The 26,367-nt window shown below is 44.9% G+C and carries 22 protein-coding genes; 11 read left to right on the top strand and 11 right to left on the bottom strand.

Annotated features, from left to right (window positions below):
* The first annotated feature begins 34 nt into the window (after window positions 1-34).
* From IJ23_RS10550 to IJ23_RS10580, 7 genes are all read left to right on the top strand, one after another.
* Complete coding sequence (locus IJ23_RS10550) at window positions 35-355, top strand: hypothetical protein (protein ID WP_005374251.1); 321 nt, start codon at window positions 35-37, stop codon at window positions 353-355.
* The gene (locus tag IJ23_RS10555; RefSeq protein ID WP_033906233.1) at window positions 352-903 is read left to right on the top strand and encodes a DUF6162 family protein; all 552 of its coding nucleotides are present in this window, start codon (window positions 352-354) and stop codon (window positions 901-903) included. The genes IJ23_RS10550 and IJ23_RS10555 overlap by 4 nt, the downstream gene beginning before the upstream one ends.
* A 22-nt stretch (window positions 904-925) precedes the next feature.
* On the top strand, window positions 926-1,852 hold the full coding sequence (locus tag IJ23_RS10560; protein WP_033906234.1) for a metal ABC transporter solute-binding protein, Zn/Mn family: 927 nt from the start codon (window positions 926-928) through the stop codon (window positions 1,850-1,852).
* The gene (locus IJ23_RS10565; protein WP_033906235.1) at window positions 1,852-2,580 is read left to right on the top strand and encodes a metal ABC transporter ATP-binding protein; all 729 of its coding nucleotides are present in this window, start codon (window positions 1,852-1,854) and stop codon (window positions 2,578-2,580) included. Before IJ23_RS10560 ends, IJ23_RS10565 begins: the two co-directional genes overlap by 1 nt.
* Complete coding sequence (locus IJ23_RS10570) at window positions 2,580-3,455, top strand: metal ABC transporter permease (RefSeq protein ID WP_005374244.1); 876 nt, start codon at window positions 2,580-2,582, stop codon at window positions 3,453-3,455. The genes IJ23_RS10565 and IJ23_RS10570 overlap by 1 nt, the downstream gene beginning before the upstream one ends.
* A gap of 22 nt (window positions 3,456-3,477) precedes the next feature.
* Window positions 3,478-4,347 carry a metal ABC transporter solute-binding protein, Zn/Mn family gene (locus IJ23_RS10575; protein WP_033906236.1) on the top strand — a complete coding sequence of 290 codons (870 nt, stop codon included), beginning with the start codon at window positions 3,478-3,480 and terminating at the stop codon, window positions 4,345-4,347.
* A gap of 215 nt (window positions 4,348-4,562) precedes the next feature.
* Window positions 4,563-5,558, top strand: coding sequence for a porin (locus tag IJ23_RS10580; RefSeq protein WP_017635534.1), 996 nt, complete (start codon window positions 4,563-4,565; stop codon window positions 5,556-5,558).
* A 218-nt stretch (window positions 5,559-5,776) separates the two neighbouring features.
* Here the strand turns inward: IJ23_RS10580 and IJ23_RS10585 are convergent, their stop codons facing one another.
* The 4 genes from IJ23_RS10585 to speA all read right to left on the bottom strand — a co-directional run bounded on the left by IJ23_RS10585 (window position 5,777) and on the right by speA (window position 12,701).
* Complete coding sequence (locus IJ23_RS10585) at window positions 5,777-7,942, bottom strand: S9 family peptidase (protein ID WP_081886414.1); 2,166 nt, start codon at window positions 7,940-7,942, stop codon at window positions 5,777-5,779.
* Window positions 7,943-8,253: 311 nt separating this feature from the next.
* Entirely contained in the window at window positions 8,254-9,459 is a 1,206-nt protein-coding gene (gene emrD, locus IJ23_RS10590) for a multidrug efflux MFS transporter EmrD (RefSeq protein WP_005374234.1), read from the bottom strand.
* 409 nt (window positions 9,460-9,868) lie between these two features.
* A complete protein-coding gene (gene speB, locus IJ23_RS10595; protein ID WP_033906238.1) occupies window positions 9,869-10,789 on the bottom strand; it encodes an agmatinase in 921 nt (306 codons plus the stop codon).
* A gap of 1 nt (window position 10,790) precedes the next feature.
* Window positions 10,791-12,701 carry an arginine decarboxylase gene (speA, locus tag IJ23_RS10600; RefSeq protein WP_033906546.1) on the bottom strand — a complete coding sequence of 637 codons (1,911 nt, stop codon included), beginning with the start codon at window positions 12,699-12,701 and terminating at the stop codon, window positions 10,791-10,793.
* 323 nt (window positions 12,702-13,024) lie between these two features.
* Between speA and IJ23_RS10605 the strand changes: the two genes are divergently transcribed.
* Window positions 13,025-13,750: an MBL fold metallo-hydrolase gene (locus IJ23_RS10605; protein ID WP_033906547.1), complete on the top strand. Its 726-nt coding sequence runs from the start codon at window positions 13,025-13,027 to the stop codon at window positions 13,748-13,750.
* Between the two features lie 66 nt (window positions 13,751-13,816).
* Here the strand turns inward: IJ23_RS10605 and IJ23_RS10610 are convergent, their stop codons facing one another.
* From IJ23_RS10610 to IJ23_RS10620, 3 genes are all read right to left on the bottom strand, one after another.
* Window positions 13,817-14,245, bottom strand: a complete 429-nt coding sequence (locus IJ23_RS10610; RefSeq protein ID WP_005384193.1) for an ATP-dependent zinc protease family protein — start codon at window positions 14,243-14,245, stop codon at window positions 13,817-13,819.
* A gap of 65 nt (window positions 14,246-14,310) precedes the next feature.
* The gene (gene rimK, locus IJ23_RS10615) at window positions 14,311-15,216 is read right to left on the bottom strand and encodes a 30S ribosomal protein S6--L-glutamate ligase (RefSeq protein WP_005374224.1); all 906 of its coding nucleotides are present in this window, start codon (window positions 15,214-15,216) and stop codon (window positions 14,311-14,313) included.
* Between the two features lie 329 nt (window positions 15,217-15,545).
* Window positions 15,546-16,160 carry a TetR/AcrR family transcriptional regulator gene (locus tag IJ23_RS10620; RefSeq protein WP_005374222.1) on the bottom strand — a complete coding sequence of 205 codons (615 nt, stop codon included), beginning with the start codon at window positions 16,158-16,160 and terminating at the stop codon, window positions 15,546-15,548.
* 155 nt (window positions 16,161-16,315) lie between these two features.
* Between IJ23_RS10620 and IJ23_RS10625 the strand changes: the two genes are divergently transcribed.
* Together IJ23_RS10625 and IJ23_RS10630 are read left to right on the top strand one after the other, a co-directional pair.
* Window positions 16,316-17,329, top strand: coding sequence for an MBL fold metallo-hydrolase (locus IJ23_RS10625; RefSeq protein WP_033906239.1), 1,014 nt, complete (start codon window positions 16,316-16,318; stop codon window positions 17,327-17,329).
* 95 nt (window positions 17,330-17,424) lie between these two features.
* The gene (locus tag IJ23_RS10630; protein WP_033906240.1) at window positions 17,425-17,769 is read left to right on the top strand and encodes a DUF5329 family protein; all 345 of its coding nucleotides are present in this window, start codon (window positions 17,425-17,427) and stop codon (window positions 17,767-17,769) included.
* On the opposite strand, the gene IJ23_RS10635 is transcribed toward IJ23_RS10630, so the two are convergent.
* A complete protein-coding gene (locus tag IJ23_RS10635) occupies window positions 17,737-18,636 on the bottom strand; it encodes a LysR family transcriptional regulator (protein ID WP_017819717.1) in 900 nt (299 codons plus the stop codon). The genes IJ23_RS10630 and IJ23_RS10635 overlap by 33 nt on opposite strands.
* A gap of 1,331 nt (window positions 18,637-19,967) precedes the next feature.
* Window positions 19,968-20,306: a YggL family protein gene (locus IJ23_RS10640; protein ID WP_005374208.1), complete on the bottom strand. Its 339-nt coding sequence runs from the start codon at window positions 20,304-20,306 to the stop codon at window positions 19,968-19,970.
* Window positions 20,307-20,572: 266 nt separating this feature from the next.
* Between IJ23_RS10640 and IJ23_RS10645 the strand changes: the two genes are divergently transcribed.
* Entirely contained in the window at window positions 20,573-22,609 is a 2,037-nt protein-coding gene (locus IJ23_RS10645) for a PhoX family protein (RefSeq protein ID WP_005374207.1), read from the top strand.
* Window positions 22,610-22,708: 99 nt separating this feature from the next.
* On the opposite strand, the gene IJ23_RS10650 is transcribed toward IJ23_RS10645, so the two are convergent.
* A complete protein-coding gene (locus IJ23_RS10650; protein ID WP_033906241.1) occupies window positions 22,709-24,100 on the bottom strand; it encodes a glycoside hydrolase family 1 protein in 1,392 nt (463 codons plus the stop codon).
* 148 nt (window positions 24,101-24,248) lie between these two features.
* On the bottom strand, window positions 24,249-26,309 hold the full coding sequence (locus IJ23_RS10655) for a sensor histidine kinase (protein WP_033906242.1): 2,061 nt from the start codon (window positions 26,307-26,309) through the stop codon (window positions 24,249-24,251).
* Window positions 26,310-26,367: the final 58 nt, after the last annotated feature.

Here is a 26,367-nt window from a genome sequence, read left to right on the forward strand (position 1 = left end):
GGCTCAGCAATTGCTGGGCCATTTTGGAATTATCATGAATAACACTTCTCTTCTAAAAGCGGTTTTGCTTTTTTCTGGATTTGCGTCCTTTCACGCTGCTGCACATTTTCCTCTGATGAGCTGTCACTTGGCGCAAGATAAAGTGATTTGTGAAGCGGGCTACTCGGATGGATCGACAGCGGTCGACTACGATGTCGAAATGTACGATTACGACGACAATCTGATCGCCAAAGAAAAAACAGATAAGCGTTCCATCGCAGAATTTACTCACCCTGAAACAGATTTCTATTTGGTATTTGATGCCGGACATGAAAGCCCGGTGGAAGTGGATATCGTTGAGCTGAAAGAGAAATGAGTGTACAGAAAGTTCGCCCTGATGATGGTAACCGAGAAGGAAAGTGGGTCGCACTGACAATCGCAGCAATTCTCAGTTCAGCAGCCATACTTATGCCCTACCATCAGGTCGCGACTGAAAAGCCAGACATGCAGTCTCATCAAGTGTTAATCACGGATTTACATCAAAATGAGTTGGGGTTGATCGCTGAGCTTAAGCTCGCTCATGAAGAGATTCGTGATTTGCAGTTAGATACCGGAACTTGGCCTGAGATCTCTGATATGGAGGTGCTTTGGATTGCTCCGTTCGTGAAAGACCAAAACTGGAAGCGTAAAGGTTCTCATCAGTGGCAACGAATTGATGACGGTGTCTACATTGGCGTGAAGACCAGTGCCCAAGGCTCTGCTTCCATGCTGTTGGATAGCCGCAGTTCTCAAGCTGATATTTGGTTTAATGATTCTAGCCGTTCGTTAAATGTGGAGGGACTAAGCGATCTAGCTAAACGCCACGATTTCGGGTGGAAACAAATCATTCTGTCAGACTCTTCTTCCCACTCTCACGCCCATTAAGACAACATAATTGATAAGTACTATGATCAAACGCTCTCTTTTACGTCGTATTCTTACAGCCACCGCGTTATTGACGGTGTCTTCTACTGGCTTTGCTGCCGATAAACTCAGTATTGGTATTACGCTTCAACCTTATTACAGCTATGTTAAAGCCGTTGTTGGTGAGAAGGCGGACATCGTTCCTTTGGTTGATGCTGGTTTTAATCCTCACAACTATTTGCCACAACCTAATGATCTTAAGCGCTTAAATGAAATGGACGTAATAGTGATCAATGGTATTGGTCATGACGATTTTGCACTGAAAGTGATCAAGGCTTCTCAGCGTGATGATCTCGTGGTTATCGAAGCGAACAAAGAAGTGCCTTTATTGCCTGCTATGGGGCAGTCTGTTGGTCAAGGAGCAGTGAACCCTCACACCTTTGTCGGTTTATCAACAACCATTCAAAAGGTTTACACCATCGCGAGTGAGCTAAGCCAATTGGACCCAGACAATGCTACGTTCTATCGCCAAAATGCTCGTAACTACGCGAAAACATTTCGCCTGATGAAGCGTGATGCAATGTTGTCTCTTGGTGAGTTGGACACGGCAGGTATGAAGGTGGCGACAACCCACAATGCTTACGGATATATCCTTCAGGAGTTTGGTGTTGACGTTGCCGCTGTCATTGAGCCTGCTCATGGTGTAGAACCAAGTGCAAGTCAGCTACAGGAAACGATAGAGAAAATTCGTGAATCGGGCATTGATGTTCTGTTTTATGAGCTCAATATGCCGAATCGCTTTGTTGATACCATCGAAGAGGCGACTGGGGTGCAGCTTTATCGCTTTTCTCACATGACTCACGGTGAGTATGAGGCCGATAAAGTCGAGGTTGAGATGCGAGATAATGTGGAAACACTAATCGAAGCCATGAAATTTGTGGCGAGTAAGCGAGCAGGGGAAAAGGCGTAATGACTGGACCTTCCATTTCCTTAAGTAACGTGGGCCTAAAATACGCCGACAATATCATTTTGCAGAACATCAGCGTCGAATTCGAGAACGCGAAATGTCACGTGATTATGGGACCGAACGGCGGTGGTAAAACCTCTTTGCTTCGTTCGGTACTTGGACTCACGCCATTTTCGGGAAACATAGCGCTCAATTGGCCAGAACCATCAGCTGCATCGGGGAAGATAGGGTATGTGCCACAAAAAGCGATGTTTGAAGCAAGCCTCCCGTTAACCGTGATGGATTTTGTACTGCTTAACCAAACTCGTATCCCTCTATTTTGGCGACGTAAAACGAAACAAACTCAACATGCCCTGGCCCAGCTGGATCGCGTGGGTATGGCAACGCGTAGCGACCGTCGTATGGGGCAACTCTCTGGCGGTGAGCAACAGCGTGTTTTGTTTGCGCAAGCTTTACTGGATGAGCCCAATTTATTGGTTTTAGACGAACCTACAACTGGCATGGATGAGCAAGGTGTTCGATATCTTGAAGGTTTGATTCATGAAGTTGTTGGAGAAGGCAAAACGGTGGTGGCAGTACATCATGACGTGACCGCCGTGCGCCGTTTAGATGCGCAGGTCCATGTCGTAAATCGTCAAATTGTGGCGTCAGGTCACCATTCAGATGTGCTAAGCCCTGATCGTATAGAAACATTATTCAAGCACTACACAGCAAAAGTGGAGGCTGCATAATGGATTGGTTGCGAGAGTTAGCGGTTAGCGGCGTTGAAGCTGGATGGTTAAGCGATAGCTTTTCTTATGCCTTCATGGTAAACGCAATTGTGGCAGCGCTGATATTAGGACCATTACTTGGTGGTCTTGGTACATTAGTCATCGCCAAGCGACTGGCTTTTTTCTCTGAAGCGGTTGGGCATGCTGCGCTTACCGGAATCGCGATTGGTGTGTTGCTCGGTGAGCCGCCAGAGAATCCGATCATCGGATTGTTTAGCTTTTGTATGATTTTTGCGCTGTTGCTTCACTTTGTTCGTAATCGTACGAATGTACCTTACGACACACTGGTTGGGGTTTTTCTTGCATTAGCGTTAGCGGTTGGTGCTGCGCTGTTAATGTACGTTGCTCGTAAGATCAACATTCACATGTTGGAGAACGTGTTGTTTGGCTCGATCTTGACTGTGACGGACAACGATATCCTTATTTTAGCGATCAGTTGTTTGATCATATTACTGCTTCTTATTCCAACGTTTAACCGCATTTTGCTAACTTGTATCAGCCCGGATATTGCACGTGTACGCGGCTTTAATACCAGCTTTTATGATTACTTATTTGTCATGATGATCACCTTGGTCACCATCGCCGCGGTAAAGATTATTGGCGCGGTATTGGTTGGTGCATTGCTACTGATTCCTGGTGCAACGGCTAGGTTATTGACTAAACGCATGGGCAGTTTTGTTCTCCTTTCTTCTTTATTGGCAACCATTGCGTGTTTAATAGGAACCATACTGCCGATGGAGCTTGAGCTACCAGTGCCATCAGGCGCATCCATCATCATTGTTTCTGCGGCATTTTTCCTAACAGCAACGGTTTACCGAATTATCCAAAAAGCGTAACCCTTTTTATAAAGTAATGAACATGAAGATAAAAAAATTAGCGATAACTTTTGGTTTGGTTATAGCGACGACACTTCCATCGTTGGCAGGCGCCAAAGACATTTTAACCAGCACTCCCGTCACGTACATGTTGTCTGAGCAACTCATGAAAGGTACAGGGATAGAGACTCAGTATCTGCCTCCAAAGCGTTACGGCGTTGAGCGTCTTGAGAACTGGTTCGCAAATAAAGGTACAGAGCAAGTTAAGCAAGCGGGTCAAGCCGCGACGGTTGCTGTTACTCTTGGTGCGATTTGGAAACAAGACCCGACTTATGTTTACGCTCGACAGGGCAACATTCACTTGATTGAAATCGATGCATCGCAGGCCATTTCTCCTAGAGCTCAAGGAGTTGCAGTACTGACATTGGAAAACGGGTCAACATCGAAGTACGCATGGCTGAACCCTACAAACTTAATCCGAATGGCGGGCATTGTTGGAGAGGATCTACAACGTGTATATCCTGAACACCAAAAGGCTATTCAAACGAATCAACAGGCTCTTATGCTCAATGTGCGTGAACTGATCAACCAACAACAGGCAGAGATCTTCGATAAAGGCATCGATTCAGTGGTACTGATGAGTGAGTCATTAGAGGACTTTGCCTCTGGCAACCAATTGTTTGTGGTTGGGCGCGAATTTAAGCCGGAACTCGAGTGGACAGAAGAAGACAAATTATCTTTAAAAGCTCAGTTTGAACAAGATAAAACGCTATGGTTAGTGACGGATAAACGACCGTCGAAAACCTTGACATCGCTTATTAAACCGAGCCGCATACTGCAAATTGATGTTATTGACCGCTGGGGCAGTAAGGGTATCAAAACTGAGAAGCCACTCGCACGTTGGGAGATGTGACACGTAAAAAGCCACAGATTTTATGATGGGGAATGAAAAGTTCCCTATTTTTTTGTGACTCAGTTCAAAATGTGAGCATTAATACCACTGGTTGCATAAGAAAGTGTTTGTTTCATTTCTATTTCATTACTACTTTGTTATGTGTTCGTTGCGATTGATTCGGATTTAATCTGTTTCTAAGCGAACCGGTACAAACAACTATACGGATGTTAACAATGAAAATGAAAACTCTAGCCGTTGCAGTGGCGGCACTAGCATGTGGTTCACAGGCCTTCGCAGCAGAAGTTTACAACAGCGATGGTACATCTTTATCGATCGGCGGTCACGTTTCAGTTGGCGTGGGTGAGTATTTCGAAGAAGATGTAAAAGTTCACCAAGTGTCTCCACGTATTAACGTTGCGGGTAAGAAAGACATTGGCAACGGTATTACTATCGACGCTAAAGGTGAATGGGCGCTTAACTACCTAAACGGTGGCGAGCAATCGTTCAAAACTCGTCTAGGTTACATCGGTGCTACTCATGAGCAGTTTGGCCGTTTAGTAGCAGGTACTCAATGGTCACCTTACTACGATGTCGCTGGCGTTGCGGATCTACCAATCGCGTTTGCGAACGACTTTTTGTACGACAACCACGGCAACCTAGGCTCAGCTCGTGCTGATAAAATGCTTAGCTACCGTAAAGGTTTTGAATTTGGTGAAGGTTTTGCTTTCAACCTAGGTCTAGGTTGGCAAGGTGAGCAAACTTCAGATGCAACAACATACGAGCAACGTGGTCAAGTTGCATTGAGCGGTTCTGTAGCTGGCTTTGGTCTAGGCTACGTATACAGCGGTGGTGATGTTAAAAACGCGACTCTAGGTACTAAGAACGCTGAATCACACCTATTCTCTGTAAACTACGGTCAGTACGGTTCAGGTCTATACGCAGCAGTAGTATACGGTATGAACGAGTACTTCTACCAAATGCGTAAAGACACTTCTCAACTTGAAGCTCTTTTGGCATACGGCGTAAACGATTGGACATTCAGCGTTAACTACGAAGGCGTAGAAGACGAAGAAGACAATAAGACAGTTTCAAGCGAAACTGCGCTACAAGCAGAGTACGCTGTAACTCCTGCTTTCGTAACGTTTGCAGCTTACCAGTTTGATCTAGGTAACGACTACAACAATGAAGAGAACGACTACTGGACTCTAGGTGCTCGTTACTACTTCTAATAAATAGGCCAGTTTCTACTGCCTAAACACATTTATTGTGTTAACGCCTACTCGTTGTGAGTAGGCGTTTTTCTTTCTGCTATCCTTTGGCTATAAGAGACGCTAGTCATTCTGTGCTTAGGTAACCCCACTCTTTGTTTAGAGAGTGCGTCTATAAAAAATGCCCGCAACTTGCGGGCATTTTTGTTGTTAGAAGAGATGCAGTTCTATTAATACGCTTATTTTTTATCGAGTAAATCGAGGAAGAAGGCATACTCTAGCGCATCTTCTTTTAAGCGTTTAAATCGACCAGATGCGCCGCCGTGTCCGGCTTCCATATCGGTTTTGAACAACAAGACGTTATCGTCTGTCTTCATTTCACGAAGTTTGGCGACCCACTTCATTGGTTCAAAGTACTGTACTTGAGAGTCGTGCAAGCCAGTCGTTACCAACATGTTCGGGTAGTTTTGCGCCTTGATGTTGTCGTAAGGCGAGTAACTCAACATATAGTCATAGTATGTTTTGTTATTTGGGTTACCCCATTCATCATACTCATTGGTGGTCAATGGAATCGATTCATCGAGCATGGTGGTTACCACGTCCACAAACGGAACATGTGCACCGATACCGCGGTACAGTTCTGGTGCTTGGTTGATGATAGCCCCCATTAAGAGACCTCCTGCAGAGCCACCAACAGCGAAGACTTTATCTTTCGCGCCGTAGCCTTGTTCAACCAAACCTTTAGTCACATCAATAAAGTCGTTGAATGTGTTTTGCTTGGTTAGTTTTTTACCGTCTTCATACCAAGGGCGGCCAAGCATTTCAGATCCACGAATATGAGCAATGGCGTAAACAAAGCCGCGATCCAATAGACTCAAACGTGTCGAGCGGAAAGTTGGCTCAATGGTTGCGCCATAAGATCCATAACCATATTGGTAGAGTGGATTCGTACCATCTTTCTTAAATAAGTCTTTACGATACACCAAAGAAACGGGTACTTCTTTACCGTCACGGGCTGTGACCATGATGCGTTCTGATTGGTAATTGTCAGGATTAAAATCACCAAGTACAGGTGTTTGCTTCATGATTTCTGACCCGCCCGTTTTTAGATCGAAATCGTAGTAGGTTCCTGGAGTGGTTAAACTGCTGTAATAAATACGAACTTTCTCGTTATCCAGCTCTAGGTTACCTGTCAAATAGGCAGCAAACGCATCGTCATTAAATGTGAGGGGGAGTTCTTTTCCTGTTGAAAGCTGACGTACAGTGACGCTTGCTAGGCCGTTAGAGCGCTGCTCATAGACGATGTGATCATCGAATAACTCGAAGTCGACAAGTTGAGTGTTGTCGTCTGCGGCAATCACATCTTGCCATTTAGAGCGGTCATGCATGTCATTTTGATGAACTTTCATCAAACGGAAGTTGACGGCTTGATAGTTAGTATAAATGTAGTACCAATCGCCTAGCTTAGAAATACTGTATTCAATGCCATCTTCACGAGGATAGAACGGTTTCGCCTTTGCTTTAGGGTTGTTCGCATCAATAATAGAGACCCCACTGGTTTCTGTACTCGAATGCCAGATATAAATATCTTCGCCATCTTTGCTTTTGCTTAGTGAGGTGTAATAGGCGCTGTCGGTTTCCTCAAAAATCAGCTCATCGCTGCTTTGTGGTGTGCCCAATACATGACGATAAACTTGGTAGCCCAATAAGGTCTGTGGATCTTTTTTGATGTAGTAAAAGGCGTTGTTATCGTTCTGCCATGCGACAGCGCTTGAGGCCCCTTCGATTTCATCTTGTAGGTAATTGCCTGTTGTCAGGTCTTTGATCTTAAGGGTGTACACGCGGCGGCTTAATGTGTCTTCGCCATACGCCAATAAGTTTTCATTCGGACTAACGTATAGGCCGCCGATACTGAAAAATTCATGTTCTTTTGCTAGTTCATTGACATCTAAAATGATTTGTTTGTCTTTGCCTGCAAAGTCTTTAGCTCGCAAATGGACTTCGTACTCGTTATCTCCGGTCACTTCACTGGAGTAGAAGTAGTTGCCTTTACGAACCGGTACTGAGTTGTCGTCTTTTGCGATGCGCCCTTTAATTTCTTCAAATAGCGTATCTTGAAGTGTTTCAGTGTGCTTTAGAACGGTTTCTGCGTACTGATTTTCTTTCTCTAGGTGCTGTAAAATTTCAGGGTCTTTACGTTCGTCGTCACGCATCCAGTAGTAGTTATCAACGCGGGTATCGCCATGAATAGTCATCGAGTGAGGGACTTTTTTCGCAACCGGAGCTTGAGTTTGTTGAGCAACGATCTGTGTTTGGGAGTATTGAGTCATGCTGGGGATTCCTTGATTGCTGCATCCGGCGACAAGCGCGACCGAGACGGCCAACGTAGTTAAAGTGAAACGCATCTGATTTTATCCTTATTGTACACTCAAGTGGCCTCATCCTGAGGGCTGGGCTTTCATTTTGTTAGTGGTTTTCAGTTGTCCATTCTTTGTTATGGGGTATGCCGAAAAAGTGAGAATCCTCAATATTTTCGAGTTGGCTACTCAATTTGAAGGAAGCTGAAAACACATTGTGTAAGCAGCTGTTATTTTTAACAAATATCAATTCGAAAGTTAAATCATTCTCATCGGGAAATCGATATAGTGTGATATGAAAAAAGGGACACACTTGTTGAGTGTGTCCCTTTTGGATTTTGAAAGTAAGCTGATAATGATCAGATAACTTGCGGTACTTCGTTTGAGTGATTGTGTGCTCGATTCACCCACATTAACCCAAGCATTGCAATTACCGACATTGCCATCATCAAAATGCCCAAAGGCATCTGGTTATGCGCTGGAAATAGTGACGCGAGCAAAGTTGCTACACCTGCCCCCAAGTTTTGCATGCCACCCAATGTCGCGCCTGCTGTTCCTGCATGGTATGGGAATGGCGCAATCGCTCCAGTTGTTGCTGCTGGGAAGAGAATGCCCGCACCCAAAAAGTACACGGTTGCGCCTCCAACCAGCGTTAATGCCGTGGTTAAACCAAACAAGCCTGGGATGAGCACAATAGCAGAGCCTACAAAAATAGAGACCAAGCCTACATTTAGAGCACGACGCTCAGAGCGACGTCTTGCGATGTAGCTAGATAAGCCCGCACCCACCAAGTAACCTGGGATCGGCAATATAAACAGCAAACTTACCGTTGTTGCAGGTAATTCTAATACCCCACCTAACAACACCCCAGCCGCCGCTTCGAATACACCCACACCTGCGAATGTTGCAACCAGGCAAATTAAAAAGCCTTGAAAGCGACGGTCAGACAAAACGTGTTTGTAGCTTTTGGCTACTGGTTCGAATTTGCGTTTCTCTTTTGGTAGCGTCTCCATCATGCTTGTCATCATGGTGATCACAACCGCGATAGCAAATAGCGCTAAGAACAAGTAGCTCGACCGCCATCCGAAAGCTTCTGTTAGGTAGCCGCCTAATACTGGTGCCATTAATGGTGAGAAAATCACACACATGCTAATTAAGCTGTTTGCTCTGTGTAGATCAGAGCCTTCAAAGCAATCGCGAGTCAGAGTGCGTGACATCGCACCGCCGCAACCAATACCTAAGCCTTGGATAAAGCTACCAATCAAGAACCATTCAAATTGATGTGCAAATAATGCTACCAGTGTACCCGCGATGTAGATAAGCAGCCCGACGATGATGATCGGTTTGCGTCCCAAGCGGTCCGATAGTGTGCCATACGCAAATTGCGACAAGCCATATGGGATTAGGTAACAAGCCATCACAGCTTGAAGTGATGACGCAGATACCAAAAACTCGCCCGCCATATGACCGATTGAAGGCACGTACATTGTCTGGGTCATTTGACCCACGGCAGTCAATATAGCGATTAAAAAGGTAAGTTTCGCTAATGGAAACGAAGCAGACATTTGCGTATCTCTCCAAAAAATTTAAGACGTAAAAACCCTTAGCGCTCTTTTACAGAGTGCCAACTGACTTCTTGTGTTGCGGGGGTATTTGCGCGAGATAATAGTGCTTGCTTGTATAATTAGCAATCGAAAACTGTGAAGTCGAGCAAGATAAAAATCTATGATTTCAATTAGAAAAACTAATCCGATTTTGTTTTCAAAAAGAGGTGCATTTCTTTGTCTATTTACGTTAAATCTTTTGCTTTTCGTGAATAGTATGAGCCTTATAGGTAACTGGTTTTAATGGTTAAAGTGCAAAAATAAAGCGTCTGCTCGGTTGATCTGAGTTCAAGATGAAACGAGTGAATAAAAGGTAGAGGAAGGCATCAGAAAGAAAAGGGAGCCGAAGCTCCCTTAGAAATGATTATGTCTATTCGCGCTCAGATGCGTATGCGTAAAGCATTTCTAGTGCGATGGTTGCTCCCGCTAGTGCGGTAACATCACTGTGGTCGTATGGAGGCGATACTTCGACAACATCCATACCCACGATATTCATGCCGGCTAAACCACGAATAATTTTCAGCGCTTTGTCTGAGTTCAAGCCACCACAAACTGGTGTACCAGTTCCCGGTGCGAAGGCCGGGTCTAAGCAGTCGATGTCAAAAGTAACATACACTGGCTTGTCTGCGACGGTGCGACGAATTTCTTCTAGGATCTCGTTCACCGACATGTCATTCGCTTGCATCGCATTAATCACATTGAAGCCGTGATCTTGCTGTTTGTACTCCGTACGAATGCCGATTTGTATTGAGTTCTTCGCTGAGATCAAACCTTCTTTCGGCGCATGGTAGAACATCGTACCGTGGTCGTATGAACTGCCATTTGCATAGGTGTCCGTATGAGCATCAAAGTGAATCAACGCCATTTGGCCATGATGCTTCGCATAGGCACGCAGGATAGGTAGCGTAATGAAGTGGTCACCGCCCAATCCCAACATGGTTTTACCACTTTTTAGAATTTCACTGGTTGCCGCTTCAAGGCGGTAAGTAAAATCTTCCGCATCACCGCAATCGAACACGAGATCACCTGCGTCGATCACTTTCAGTTTATCCAATACGTTGAAGCTCCAAGGGTACTTCTTACCTTCCCATGCCAAGTTGACTGAGGCACGGCGAATTGCATCTGGACCCATACGCGCACCTGGACGACCAGATGTTGCCATGTCCAGAGGGACTCCCAACACCACAACGTCTGCGTCTGCCGATACCGGGTTACGAATGTACGGCAGACGTAAAAACGACATAGAGTTGGAGTAAAGCGAATAATCAGTTTTAGTAAACAAATCATTCATATCAGAAGTCCTCTAAATAGGTGTATCCTGCTAGACCTTGTTCTAGTTCTGCTAGGATTTGTGCTTGTTCATTGGCTTCAACTCGCTGTGAAACCAATTGTTTATAATTGTCACGAATCGCATCCACGTCGATATGAACGTAGCGCATCATGTCTTCTACACTATCACCTTCGTTGATGTAACTGATCTCAAATTGACCGTGTTCATCAACATTGACTACAGCACTGTGGGTATCACCAAATAGGTTGTGCATGTCACCAAGGATTTCTTGGTATGCGCCTACTAGGAAAAAGCCCATTAGGTACGGTTTGTCTTTGCTCCAAGCTGGTACAGGTAGCGTGCTCTCGATGCCTTGACCATCAACGTAGTGATCGATCGCGCCATCAGAGTCACATGTGATGTCCAACATCACTGCACGACGCTCTTCCGCCTCGCCAAGACCAGAAAGTGGCAGAACAGGGAACACCTGATCAATACCCCAAGCATCTGGTAGAGATTGGAAGAGCGAGAAGTTCACGAAGAACTTATCCGCAAGACGTTCGCTCAACTCGTCCAGAATCGGACGGTGGAAGCGATTCTTAGTGCTCATCTTGCGGCTTAATTCGAAGTAAATGCGCAGTGACAATTGTTCTGCCCACGCACGTTGTTCCAAGTTAAGCACGCCTGTAGCAAATTGAGAGTGCACTTCTGCCAAATCACTTTGGGTATCATTGTAAATCTCAATTAACGCACGAGCGTCTGTACCATCTTGTAAGTTTTCCCAGTTTCGCCACATGTTTTGTAGTAAAAGCGGAGCGTCATCATCAAGCTCATGTACTTCTTCCGGTAGGTACGATTCGGTACCAATTACGTTAGAAATCAATACAGCGTGGTGCGCTGTTAGCGAGCGACCCGATTCCGAAATGATCACTGGCATTGGTTGTTCGTATTGCAGACACACATCGCCCACTGTGTTGACGATATTACGTGCGTATTCTGCAAGGCCGTAGTTCATCGAATTCGATGATTGGCTGCGTGTGCCGTCATAATCCACTGCCAAGCCGCCGCCCACATCGAAGTACTCGATGTTTGCACCGAGTGCGCGTAGTTCGCAGTAGAAACGTGCAGACTCGTTCACACCATTGCGTACATCACGGATGTTTGCCATCTGTGAACCAAGGTGGAAGTGAACCAGTTGCATCGCGTCTAGGTTGCCTTCGCGTTTAAGACGTTCAATAACGCTAAGCACTTGCGATGCTGATAAACCAAACTTCGATTTTTCACCGCCACTTGCTTGCCATTTCCCTGCGCCTTGAGAGGCGAGGCGAATGCGTAAACCAAGGCGCGGTTTTACGCCCAAACTTTTCGCTTCTTCTAGTACCAGATCCAGCTCAGAAAGCTTCTCTAGTACGATGAATACCTTGTGACCCAGCTTTTCACCGATCAGTGCAAGACGCACATACTCACGGTCTTTGTAGCCATTACACACGATCACGGAGCTACCTTGTTGAGCCAATGCAAGTACCGCCAACAATTCTGGCTTGCTACCCGCTTCAAGACCAAGCTGCTTGGTTTCTAGTTGAGCTTGGCTCGCTAGAATTTCATCCACCACTTCACGTTGTTGGTTTACTTTAATTGGGTACACCAACAAGTATTTGTTTGGATATTGGTATTCTTCAATTGCTTGGTTGAATGCGTGGCAAATACCATGCACACGTTGGTGCACGATTTGCGGGAAGCGTACTAATACAGGCAGATTTAACTGCTTCGCTTCTAGCTCATTTACAATAGCGCTGAAAGGGATTTGATGTGCACGATCACTACGTGGTGATACATATACTTCGCCTTGGTCATCAATGCCGTAGAAACCTTGGCTCCAGTAGTGAACGTTGTAGTCCGCGCGGATGCGGTCTAATTTAGTTGCTTTTTCCAACTCGATTCTCACAAAAATGTACTTAACTCCTTAATTAATTAGAAGGAAAAGTACAAAAAAGCAAATCATGAGGTATTTACCTCATACCCTGACACGAACTCCGTGTGCGCGCATTAACGGATAAAAGGGCCCTTGAGTCTAATGATTAAAATCTATCATCTCGATTATGATTTGTTGTCGTCGCTACGTGTGAATATTTGTTTACCGAAGCGTCCATTCTGCTGTTATAGTTGGTCTGACCAGTAAGGATTCGGTCATGAAGCATCTCACTAAAATAAGGACATATTTTGCAGCTGCACAGAATTCAGGGGTACATTCAGACCATGTATCTCGCCGAATATTCCGATAAATTATTGTTGCTTGATGGTGCCAGTCGAGCAGACATCCCTCATCTTAAAGACTTTATTGAACATCAACTCCATCGTCCTTTTTCTGACCTAAAGTTGGTTGTTGTGACCCACATGCATCCAGACCATGCTGGTGGTGCGCACAAACTACGTGATTTAACAGGATGTAAGCTATTGGCCGCAAAGCGAGAGAGCCAGTGGTATAGCGGTGTAGACGGTTGGCTAATGCATTTGACCGATTTAATGTTAGCACGCTGGATGGCGAATCGGATGCGTAAACCAAAGCAAAACCTGTGGTATTCCCGCAAGTTAAAGCCAGATATTGAACTTATTGATGGAGAGTTTATTCCTGGATTTGATGATTGGCAGGTGCTAGAAACGCTAGGGCATACTGATCGAGATCTGTCGGTTTATCATTCTGAACAAGATGTGCTGTATGTGGCGGATTTAATGGTGCAGGTGAAAAAGCATCTGATTGCGCCGTTTCCCATATTTCATCCGAATCAATATCGGCAATCATTAAAGCGTGTGTTTGAGATGAATCCGCAATGTTTGCTTCTGGCACATGGGGGAGAGGTGACTTTGGATGAAAAAGCGTATCAGCACATTTTGAATACAGCGCCGACTAAGCCAATGACGCACTGGCGAGTGACAAAAGTTAAAGCGAAGGGATTGTTGTTTGCGTTATTTCGTAGGAAGTAGGCGAAGATAAAGCCAGACGAGTGATGCTCAACAAAAACGTTCGATCACTCATCTGAAGCTACGGGGTTAAGATGCCAATAAGTGAGATTGGCTAGGATCAACGAGCACTTTGTCTGCCATGCCTTGACGACCTAACAACATCATGTAAGTCATTTTTTCACGGTTAGTCAACGTAATGTCGATTGGCCATTGTTGGTCGCCCATACGCAGCATCGTCGTGATCACGCAGCGGTGCTCAAAAGTACCGTTAGAAGATTTAACCTTACGGTTTGCTTTTAGTTTCGCTGTGCAGCGAACCACTTGTTCTAAATGGTATACATCTGGGTGCAGATCGAATGCAACATAAGACTGACCATCTTTTTCAAAGCAATCAATATTGTCTACATGTAATGAAGAGGTTTGAGCGCCTGTATCAATACGCGCTTCAAGGTGAGTAATCCCTAACTCTGGCAAGCAAATAGCTTCGGCATTCCCAATGATCATTTTCTGATTCATAGTGTCATCCTAGCGACGAGTAACAAGAGAGCCGTTTTTTGGCTCTCTTGTGCGTTAAACAAAAATCAACCTTTACCGCGAGTACGGTTTGAATTTGGCTTAGCGTTTTTCTCGATAAAATCGAAGATCATACCTGCAATGTTTTTACCCGTTGCTAGTTCGATGCCTTCTAGACCAGGGGAAGAGTTCACTTCCATTACCACTGGGCCATTTTTAGATTGAAGGATATCCACACCACAAAGGTTCAAGCCCATCACTTTCGCAGCATTTACAGCGGTCGCACGCTCTTCTTTGCTCAAACGCACGAGTTGTGCAGAGCCGCCACGGTGAAGGTTAGAACGGAACTCACCTTCTTTTGCTTGGCGCTTCATTGCGGCTATTACTTTATTTCCGACAACAAAACAACGGATGTCCGCGCCTTTTGCTTCTTCGATAAATTCTTGCACCATGATGTTAGCTTTCAAACCCATGAAAGCTTCAATCACGCTTTCTGCCGCTTTATTTGTTTCAGCAAGTACAACACCAATGCCTTGAGTGCCTTCTAGCAATTTAATTACTAGAGGTGCGCCACCAACGTTTTTGATCACGTCCTGAATGTTGTCAGGATGGTGAGCAAAGCCAGTGCGTGGCAAACCGATGCCTTTACGTGATAGCAGTTGCAATGAGCGCAACTTGTCACGAGAGCGGCTGATCGCGACAGATTCGTTGACACAAAATGTACCCATCATTTCAAACTGACGTACAACAGCAGTGCCGTAAAACGTAATAGATGCCCCAATACGTGGAATAACAGCATCGTATTGCGGTAATTCTTCACCCTTGTAGCGGATCTTAGGGTTGTTGCTCGTAATGTCCATATAACAGTGAAGCGTGTCGATCACATCGATTTGATGCCCACGTTCTTCACCCGCCTGTTTTAGGCGCATGGTTGAATATAAATTCTCATTACGAGAGAGAATAGCAATACGCATGGCAATTCCTTAGTAAGTCAGTACCAAATTAAAATATAAGTATAGAGCATAGAATGCAGTAGGCAGGTGATCATGTTATGACATAACCTACTTACTTCAACGATTTAGAATTGTGGTTGAACAACCACGTCGTCAGAGGTGCGCACCTTAGGGCGTTTTTTTGTGAGATGAAAACGAAAAAGCATCGTCGACACGACAAAAATATTTTATCGAACGCTCACGCCTTGCGGTATGAGACTGTCAAGGGTGAGATAAATAAAATTGAGCAAAAATTTCATCGCTTTGTCACGAATTATCGCTTAAAAAAGCGGCCAATTTGACCGCTGTTTTTAGCTGTTTTGATAGTGACTTAAAAAAAGTTCCGCCGTTTGGGTAGCTAACAGCCTAGATTCTTCATTCGACAAAGAGGGGCGAATTCCCATTAACTGCGGCCAGAATGCACTGCCTTTAAGTAAGTTGTGCAATTGAGTGCTCGCTATATGTACATCATCAATTTGCAAAGCGCCACTGTTCGATTTCTCAGTAAGCCAGCGGTACAGGGCGGTTTCCTGTTTCGACATTTGTTCTGCTTGTTCTTTGAGATCTTCCGGCTTAAATAAGAAGTGCCCAAATGCCACTTTTGCCAGCTCAATATAGTTTGGTTCCGTCACCACAATGATCTCGCTGTAGAGTAATTCAATCAATTGATCTTTTAGCGGGAGTGTTGGTAAACGTTCAATGTCGCTATCCATCATTGAAGAACGCCATAGTTCGGTTAGTAACTCTGTCACGATCGCTTCTTTAGAAGGGAAATGGTTGTAGACCGTGCGCTTAGAGACTTGCGCGATAGCAGAGAGCTTATCCATGCTGGTGTTTTGCACCCCAAACTCTTGGAACGCTTGCTTTGCTGCGCACAGGATGGCTTCTCTTTTGGTTTCGCTACGACTTTTTCTTTTTACATTCATAAGCTTGCTAAGTTAAGAAGATCATTTCTTGATCTATTTTACACTAAGTAGTTTACTTTTGATAATTAGAATGTAAACTGCACCGTGTAGTTTACTTTTGTTCGGGTTAACTTTTTATGAAAAAAACTTTGCTAGCCACAGTAGGAGCGTTCGCGATGGGTACATCAATGATTTCTTGTTCTAATGTTGATACTGAAAAAGCGCCAACATACCCGGACAAATTTTCAAACATAGAGTTGGAATACAAAAGCGGTTTGGGCGACATGTTCGAAATCATGAAAGCGTATTTTACGACTGAGCGCCTTAACCCAACACCAACGATTGAAATTCCAGTGCATGCGATCACAGCGCGGCAACTGTTAGAAGAGCAAGATGACGTCATCTATCGTCTGGGTCATTCAAGCGTATTAATGAAGCTCGATGGAAAACTGGTAATGACCGACCCTGTATTCAGTGATCGCGCGTCTCCTGTACAATGGGCAGGGCCAAAACGCTTTCACCAAACCCCCATCACGATAGAAGATTTGCCAACTATCGATGTGGTGGTGATCAGTCATGACCATTACGATCACCTAGATAAAGCTTCTATTAAAGTGCTAGGCGACAAGGTGGGCACTTTCTTGGTGCCGTTAAAAGTAGGCCAATTACTGGTGAATTGGGGTGTACCCAAAGAGAAAGTGATCGAACTAGACTGGTGGGAGTCACACTCTGTTGACGGCATTGAATATACACTAACTCCGACTCAGCATTTCTCTGGTCGAGGTTTGACAGACCGCGATACGACGCTGTGGGGCAGTTGGGTTATCAATGCACAACAACACAAAGTGTTCTTCAGTGGTGACTCTGGTTACTTCAATGGCTTTAAAGAGATTGGCGAAAAGTACGGTCCGTTTGACTTCACCATGATTGAAACAGGTGCGTACAATGAACTCTGGTCAGACATTCACATGTTCCCAGAGCAAAGCGTTCAAGCACACATCGATGTGCAGGGCAAAGTGATGATGCCGATCCATAACAGCACGTTTGATTTATCAATGCACGATTGGAATGAGCCAATGCAACGTGCGTTAGACATCAGTGAAGAGCGCGGTGTTACGTTGGTGAGCCCTGAGATTGGTCAACGCTTGGCGATTGCGGAGCCTCAGCCTGCTAAGGCATGGTGGCAATAATTGCTGAGCTAAACAGCCAAACACCAGAATAGTTAAGTCACTTATCAGTAGTTACTATTAGTAGTTACGTGGTCAGGGATAAGGATAAAGGTGCGATGAAAGCAAAGTGGACGTTGTTACTTACATTAAGCATTCTGCCTACCTTTGCACTAGCAGGGGTAGAGCAAGATATCTCGACGTTGATAAAACGAGTTGAGCAATCCTCTTGCACCTTTATCCGCAACGGCAAGGCGTACACTAATCAAGAAGCGGCAGAACACATGCGTAATAAATGGGATTACGCCAAAGATGACGTTGATTCCGTGGATGTGTTTATAAAAGAGGTCGCGTCAAAGAGCTGGTTATCTGGCAAACCATATTGGGTGGATTGCCAAGAGGAACGCATTACCAGCGAAGAGTGGCTAACATCATTGATGCGCGCCACCGATCACATCCAATAACACTTCTTTGATGGTCTGATAGCGCAGAGGTAGAGCACGACTGCGCTTACGAACCAGAAATAGCTCTTCACATACAGTGTTTTTCAGTTGAGCAATGTATAACGTGTCTTTTAGTGGAAAATTGTCGACCGCACTTTGAGGCAGCACGGTGAAGCCAAGTCCTTTGCTGACAGGCAGCAAAATTTGGCTCAACTGATTTACGTAGCCGGATAATGGTAAATCGCTCATCTTAATTTCTTGGAGCTGTGGTTCTTCACATTGGTCAAAAAACAGCGTCATGTAATGCTCGGCATCAGGGTGGCTAATGACACCACAGTCATGCAAGAGTTGTGGCGTTATCTGCTTATTTTGATATTGCTTTGGCAGAACCAAGCACAACCTCTCTTTACCAATTCGCTCACTGTGAAACAGACCTTTGTTGGGAACATCAGTCACGATACCAATATCAATGTGCCCTTGCGTTATGGCGTTGAGAATAGATTGATTTGGCGCGGCTTCTAAATGTAACGATAAGCTCGGGTGCTGTTTTTGCTTCTCCAAAATGGGCCCATACAACATTAACGCCATTGCACCAGAACAAGCCAGTTTACAGTGGCCTGAAAATGCATCATCAAAACTGAGCTCTTCGAGCAGCTTCTTCTCTCTATCTTCTAACTCGAGCGCATATGCGTAGACAATCCTGCCTTGTTCGGTTAATTCGAAGCTTTTGTTTTCGCGCTTGATCAAGGCATGCTGACAACTTTGCTCTAATTTTTTGATATGTTGGCTGACGCCAGGCTGAGTCATAAAAAGTTTTTCTGCCGTTTGCGTAAAATGACCGACTTCAATCAATGTCTTAAATGTATGTAACCAAACAGGATTAAGCATAGTGTGTGATTTTCTGAGAGCTTTGTTGGGAGACGTAAAGAAAATGATAGCACGGTGTTTTATGAAAACAGAGAAGACTTAAACGATAAAGATGAATCGCTATCAATACATTACAGACAAAATAAAACCCCGCCTGGTTTCCCAGACGGGGCTTATTCTTTTTCGCAGCAATCCAGCTACTAATAGGTGCTCCCTGCATCTATCCTTGATTGTGGCTAAGTCCTTTAACCGAGTTCCTTGTTCATCGCCTTCCTAGCGGTGTCCATTCTTGCCTATCATCCTGACGGGCGAACTCTATCCTAGAGCTTAACTACATCCTTGCTGATAACTCATCCTAAGCTATCAAATCTTCATCCTGAAGATACCCAATCCTTTAGGCTTTTTTCCTGTTCCCGCCAACATCCTGTCGACAAATTGAGTATTGATGTTTTGCTGATTTGACTCAATTAACTTTTCTAAATTATTTTTACTTATTATTTTAAGTGAATTTAAATATTACTTTTAAATCATATGTTTAATGTTTTTTTTGGCATTGCTCTTAGCGGTGGTTAATCTATTTGCTTACAACTCTTGTAAGAGATCTCGCACAAGTTTGGTGGTGAATGTATTAATGTGCGCTTTTTGTTCCGAGTTCTGTGGATTGAACTGGATCACAATGCGTTAAAAGGGAGACGATAAAGATGAAAGTGAATTGATCTTGAGTAGAGATTTGTTTGAAAAGAAATAAAAATTCTTGCGGTTTTTATAAACAGTATGGTAAATCTGAAATGCCCACCTTGTTAATCCTTATTAAGATTCAATGACAGTATAAGTAGGGAACTTGATTGCCATTTTTCTGTCATATCTGGTGAGTAAGTTAACTGTGTCAGATAGATAATATGCCGTTTGCCAGTAAAAACAGGCTGCAAGAAATCGGTAATTATCATTATGTTGTGAAATTGGTCACGGTTAAATGATTGATTCCCTTATAGATTGAAGGGGATACGACCTTAGACAATAAGCTCCATGAGGAGCGTTACTTATATAAGATGAGGGACTTTACTATGAAAAAGACTAGAAGAGCTCAGCTACATCGTGTGCGTATTCAATACTGGAAAGACACGAAAGACGCCCCAGCTAAAAAATCATAGTTAATTATACCTAAAGGCACGAGCTGGCTGTGGAACGCAGTTTCCCGTTGATTGCCAGCTCAAAAACGCCACAATCACTCCGCGCAACTTCCCAAGCACCCTATTTTTAATATCGCATTCTTCCAAAAATAAAAAAGCCAGTCTTAAGACCAGCTTTCTCTACCATTTAGTGAGCTCTGCGTATTACAGGTTGCCCTTTAGTTACAGGTAGTTGGCGTCAACTAGTTCGCCCGCTTGCGCGCTTTTCACTTCTGGGCGTGCTTCTAACCATTTGATAACTTGCGCTTTCTGTTCTTCAGTCGCACTGCCGTAACGGTCAGTAGAACATAGGAAGCCTTCAAACAGTTCTAGACCACCGCCACCGAAGCAAAGACCAAGCTCGTCAATGTAGTCGATAAAGTCATCAACGAATGCATCGTAACGGTCGAAGTCGTTAATGTCTGTTTCACAGCTGATCTCGAAACCTAGGATTGCGAACTCACCTAAGAACAGCTTTTTACGGATACGACGGCTCTTGTTATCGATCTTGTCTAATTTCATGATTATCTCTCGTAGATGATTTGATTTCGTACACCTTATACCTTCTATCACACTTTAGCCCAAGTAAAATCAGAATGAAGCGATACAGTTGGTGATTATGTGACCAGAATTTAATTGCTTCGTTAGCTGTGTTGATTGGTTTGCAGTATTGTTGAAACACAAGTTTCATATGTTTTAAGCACTTTTGTCATTTTTCTTATCCAAACTTCTTGCCGTTCAACTAATCACTTATTTATTAATTAAACTATAAGATCGGGAAAGTAAAAATGAGCAAGGAAACCTTTGACGCGACGCGTTATAACCAAAGTGAAAACAAACCATTTGAAGAAGTATTAGAAGCGAGCCTATCTCGACGCAGCATTCTGAAAGGTGGTTTAGGTATCAGTGCGATGACAGCGTTTGGTGCTTTCGGATTGGCTGGTTGTAACTCGTCTGACTCAGGGAGTACAGTAAGCAGTGGTTCGGGCGCATCTAAAGCCGTTCTTAACTTTGAATCTATCCCTGGCTCACTCACTGACGCAGTTTCAATTCCACAAGGCTACACCGCACAAGTACTAGTACCTTGGGGAACACCACTTAATGCACAAGGCAGCGCATGGCGAAATGATGGTACCAACACCAGTACCGATCAGTTAAATGCGCTAGGCATGCACCATGACGGCATGCATTTTTTCCCATTGAACGATAGCACTACAGATGGCTTGCTATGTATTAACCACGAGTACATCGACACATCAGCACTGCATCCAAACGGTCCGACGGTTGAAAATGGCGTACGTACCATTGTAGATGAAGTGCGCAAAGAGATTTACGCGCACGGTGTATCAGTGGTTCGCATTCAACTGGAAGACAACATGTGGAAGTTGGTTGATACTGACCCACTAAACCGTCGTTATACTGGTGCGACAGTCATGGATTTGTCTGGCCCGGTAGCCCACACATCTTTAACTGTCACTCGTTTCTCACCAGATGGCAGCCAAGCGCGTGGTACGTTAAACAACTGTGGCAACGGCTACACGCCGTGGGGCACTTACTTAACGTGTGAAGAGAACTGGCCTGGTTACTTTGTTAACGCCGGGACTCGTACAGAAGAGCAAGATCGCATTGGTGTTGATGACCAAAGCACACGCTACTTGTGGGAGACATTAGCAGGTAATGCAGAAGAGCGTCTTGATGAGTTCTCTCGCTTTAATGTGGCTCCAACAGGAGCAAGTGCGATGGATGATTACCGTAATGAAGCCAATGGTCACGGTTACATTGTCGAGATTGACCCTTACACGCAAAACTCACGTGCGAAGAAACGTACTGCGCTAGGTCGTTTCCGTCACGAGGGCTGTACTTTCGGTAAGCTTGAAGAAGGCAAACCAGTGGTATTTTATTCTGGTCACGATTCTCGCTTTGAATACCTATACAAATTTGAATCTGCGGCAGCGTGGGATCCAGCAGATGCTAACCCTGATAACCGCTTGGCGATGGGTGACAAGTACATGGATGAAGGCACACTGTATGTGGCGCGCTTCAATGAAGACAGCACAGGTACTTGGTTACCATTAACGCTTGATAGCGTAACAACCGCTGGTGGTACGTTAGCGGATCACTTTGATTCACTGGCTGAAATTATCATCAATACTGCGGGTGCGGCGGATTTAGTTGGGGCAACACCAATGGATCGACCAGAGTGGTGTACGGTTGATCCATTCACGGGTTCAGTATATTTAACATTGACGAACAATACGCGCCGTACAGATGAAACCAATCCTGCGAATCCACGTTTGAATAATAAGTTTGGTCATGTTATTCGTTGGGATGAAGGTGCTTCAGCAACTGACTTTACTTGGGATATCTTTGTGTTTGGTTCGCCAGCAAATGGTGATGCAGATACCAACCGTTCTGGCTTGAATGAGTTAAACCAGTTTGCGAGCCCAGACGGATTAGCGTTTGATGGCCGTGGTATTTTGTGGATTCAGACTGATAACGGCGCAGATGAAGTCACGTCTTACACCAATGATCAAATGTTGGCTGTTGTTCCATCTAAGCTAACAGATGAGAATGGTGATCAAGCTGTGATTGGTGCGGATAATCAAGCTGAATTGAAACGCTTCTTTGTCGGACCAAATGGTTGTGAAGTAACAGGCTTTACCATCAGCCCTGATTACAAATCATTGTTTGTGAATATTCAGCACCCAGGTAACTGGCCATACAGTGAAGATGCAGCCGAAGAAACGCCTGCTGGTGTTTCTGTGCGCCCACGAGCGGCGACAGTGGTTATTCGCCGTGAAGACGGTGGAGAGATTGCAGTTTAATCTCTAAATGAATAAACACCTTAAAATTCAAGCCCTGCAATTGCAGGGCTTGATGGTTTAGGCGAATGCCTAGTTGCACTTTATACCTAGACAACAGGCTTAGCTTTTCAATGAACCGCCTGAAGTACGAATCACGTCTTGATACCAGAAAAAGCTTTTCTTACGTTTACGTTCTAGCGTTCCTTGCCCATCATCATGACGATCGACATAGATAAAGCCGTAACGTTTGCTCATCTCAGCGGTTGAATTCGCGACCAAATCGATTGGCCCCCAGCTGGTAAAGCCCATCAACTCAACGCCATCCAGAATCGCTTCGTGTGCTTGCACAAGGTGGTCGTTCAAGTAAGCGATGCGGTAATCATCTTGAATCTCACCGTTTTCATCGATTTCATCACGTGCACCTAAGCCGTTTTCTACGACAAACAGTGGTTTTTGGTAGCGATCGTGAAGGAAGTTCAGCAGAATGCGCAGGCCTTTTGGATCGATCAACCAGCCCCATTGGCTCTTCTCAAGATATGGGTTTGGTACGCTATCGACAATGTTACCCACTTCCTTCTGTTTCGGGTCTGCACTTGCACAGCCACTTGCGTAGTAGCTGAATGAGATGAAATCGACACTTGCCGATGCAATTTCTTCTAAGTCGCCTGCTTCCATCTGAATTTCGATGCCGTTTTCACGGAAGTAACGCTTCATGTAGCCAGGGTACTGACCACGTGTTTGCACATCACCGAAGAACAACCACTTGTTGTTTTCATGCATGGCAGCAAGCACGTCATCAGGATTACAGGTGTATGGGTAGTTGATTGCGCCAAGCAGCATGTTACCAATCTTGCCGTTTGGTACGATTTTCTGACACAGTTTTACCGCTTTTGCGTTTGCGACTAGCTGGTGGTGAATCGCTTGGTAAATCTCTTGTTCATTGGCGTCTTCTTGCAAACCAACACCAGTAAATGGTGCGTGTAGAGACATGTTGATTTCGTTGAAGGTTAACCACAGCTTCACTTTGTCTTTGTAGCGTCCCAGCACGGTGCGAGCATAACGTTCGAAGAATTCGATGACGCGACGATCGCCCCAACCGCCATAGTTTTCAACCAGTGCGTAAGGCATTTCGTAGTGAGATAAGGTCACGAAAGGTTGGATGTTGTGCTCGGCAAGTTCGTCAAAAATTTTATCGTAGAACGCCAAACCTTCTTCGTTCGGTTCTAACTCGTCCCCGTTCGGGAAGATGCGGCTCCAAGCTAAAGATAGGCGCAGACAGTTAAAGCCCATCTCTTTGAACAGCGCGATGTCTTCTGGGTAGCGATTGTAGAAGTCGATCGCCACGTCTTTGATACCCGGTGTACGCTCTGCACGGGTTTGATGCGGACTCAAAATACCGTTTGGCAGCATGTCTGATGTCGATAACCCTTTACCCCCAAGGTTGTACGCCCCTTCTACTTGGTTTGCAGCAATGGCACCACCCCAAAGAAAATGTTCAGGAAACTTAATCATGTTTCTCACTCTTTATATTTAGGAAATGTTTGTGGATTTATTGCTTGAGAATAGTGTAGGAGACACCTCGATACTTGTATCGAGATCGTATTTTTCTAAAACAGCGGGGATGCTTAGTTCTAATGATGATTTTGTAATCAATATCAACCTAGGCTGATTTGAACAATAGAGTGAAAGTCAGCCCATTTTGTTCATTCTTATGCACGGTAATTTGTCCGTTCATATCACGCATATTGTTGGCCGTAATCGCTAAACCCAGCCCCAATCCTTCACCAATTTTCTTTGAGGTTTGGAAGGGTTCGAACATGGACTCAAGCATCTCATCTGACACGCCGCAGCCATTGTCACTGACGATCAGTTCGACCTGATTAACAGTTGGATTGACGATCAAGTTGAGCTGCGGGTTGGTGGTGTTGTTCATTGCGTCTAGCGCATTCGAGACAAGATTACCGAGCACCTGAAGCAGTCGTTGTTCTTCACCCATGATGTTAGGTAAGTCATGAGGAACCCGCACACGTACGTCCACGTTCTCTAATTGGGATTGGTACACTCGCAAAGTATCTTCGAGTGCAGAGATGAGAGAAATTGCCTGTAAGCTTTCTGGTTTGTTGTAGGCGAACGTCTTTAGCTGACTGGTCATGCTTGCCATGCGATCAATCAGCTTCTGTACCAAAACATTGTTGGCTTTCATCATCTCCGTTTCGCCACGTTCTGCCAACAGTTCGTTTGTGGTGAGCAGGGTACGCAAGCCTGTCAGTGGCTGATTGAGCTCATGAGTAATCGCGCTCGACATGCGACCCAAGGCGGCCATTTTGCTCGATTCAATTAATTGGTTTTGCGCTTCTTTTAGCGCTTGAGTACGCTCTTCTACCCGTTGCGCCAGTTCTTGGTTGACCTGTTGCAGCGATTGCTCGGCTTTTTTCCGCTTACTGATGTCTATGATCGTCGCAAGGAAATACTGCTCGCCATGCCAAGGGAAACTGGTTAGCGAGAACAGGACAGGGAAGACGCTTCCGTCACTGCGTCTGGCAATGGTTTCGACCGTGCTGATCTCTGCGAGCTCTTTATGTTTAGGTAAGTCCTTGAGCAACTTAAGTGTGGTGGAATTAGGATTGCCTGCATCGAATAACTCCCAAGCAAAAGCGTGTCGATTGACGCTTTCTGGTAAACAGAACAAACGCTTCGCCATTGGGTTGAGATCGAACAGTTGTCCTTGTTCATCAATCAATAGCAAACCAACGTGGGTTTTATTGATCATCTGTTTCAAGCGGCGTTGAGACTCTTCCAACAGGGCTTGAATTCGCTGTTGATTGATGTGCTTTTGGCGACGTTGTAGACCAATGATGACGAGTAATATAACCAATAAGAGTAGCGCTGCTACGCTCCAACCAATTACGTTGATGGTTTGCTGAATCGGCTTAGAAGGGGTGAGGTAGCTTACGTACCAATTCAAATCATCCAATTTTACGGTGTGCGCAAAATAGCGTTGCTGATTGAGCGTCCACACACTGATATTGGTGTTGTCGTATAAGCGCTGCGTTTCTAACTGAACGGTGTTGCTCGGTTCGTTAAACCAGTCAGCGTTATAGAGCGAGCTGCTCGATAGGAAAAAGCGTTGCTGGCGATTTTGCAACGTAATGATGTCTTGGCTAGTAATAGTCTGTTCGGTCAATAAGCTGAGGTTGATTTGCACCACTACAATGCCTGCGATATCCAGACCGTCGTAGATAGGGGCTGCAAGATAATACAACGGGCTCGAACCTTTGGTTTTGTTCACCAAGGAAACACCGCCGCCTTGATTGTGAATTTGTTCCACAATGGCTTTTCGGTCAGACAGGCTAAAGCGCTCTTCGATCAAACTCGATACCAATACTTCGCCAGAGTTAGACAGGATTAGCCAACCTTCCGTATTGGCGGCTTTATCTAGCTGAGTCAGTTGGGTTTGCAATGGCTCGTAATAAGTCCGGTTTCCTTTCACAAACGCGATGGTTTCTGGGTTATTGGTGACGAGGTAAGGTAAGTGGTAGAAGCGTTTGAGTGCACGGCGAACTTCACCAATATAGTCGAGTAGTTTTTGTTGAGCTTCGGTTTGAGTTTGTACACTCAACCACTGACGGGCAACCTCTCTGCTGGCGCTATAGCAAGACAACATCAGCACTGCCGCAATTGCGACCACAAGCCATGTTTTGCCATTCCTTTTGCGCTGCATACCGACTCCATTCAGCTAGTGCGTTCTCACCAACAGTCATTAAAGAGTGCGCCTAACT

The organism is Vibrio sp. OY15 (assembly GCF_000742455.1).
GTDB classification, from domain to species: Bacteria; Pseudomonadota; Gammaproteobacteria; order Enterobacterales; family Vibrionaceae; genus Vibrio; species Vibrio alginolyticus.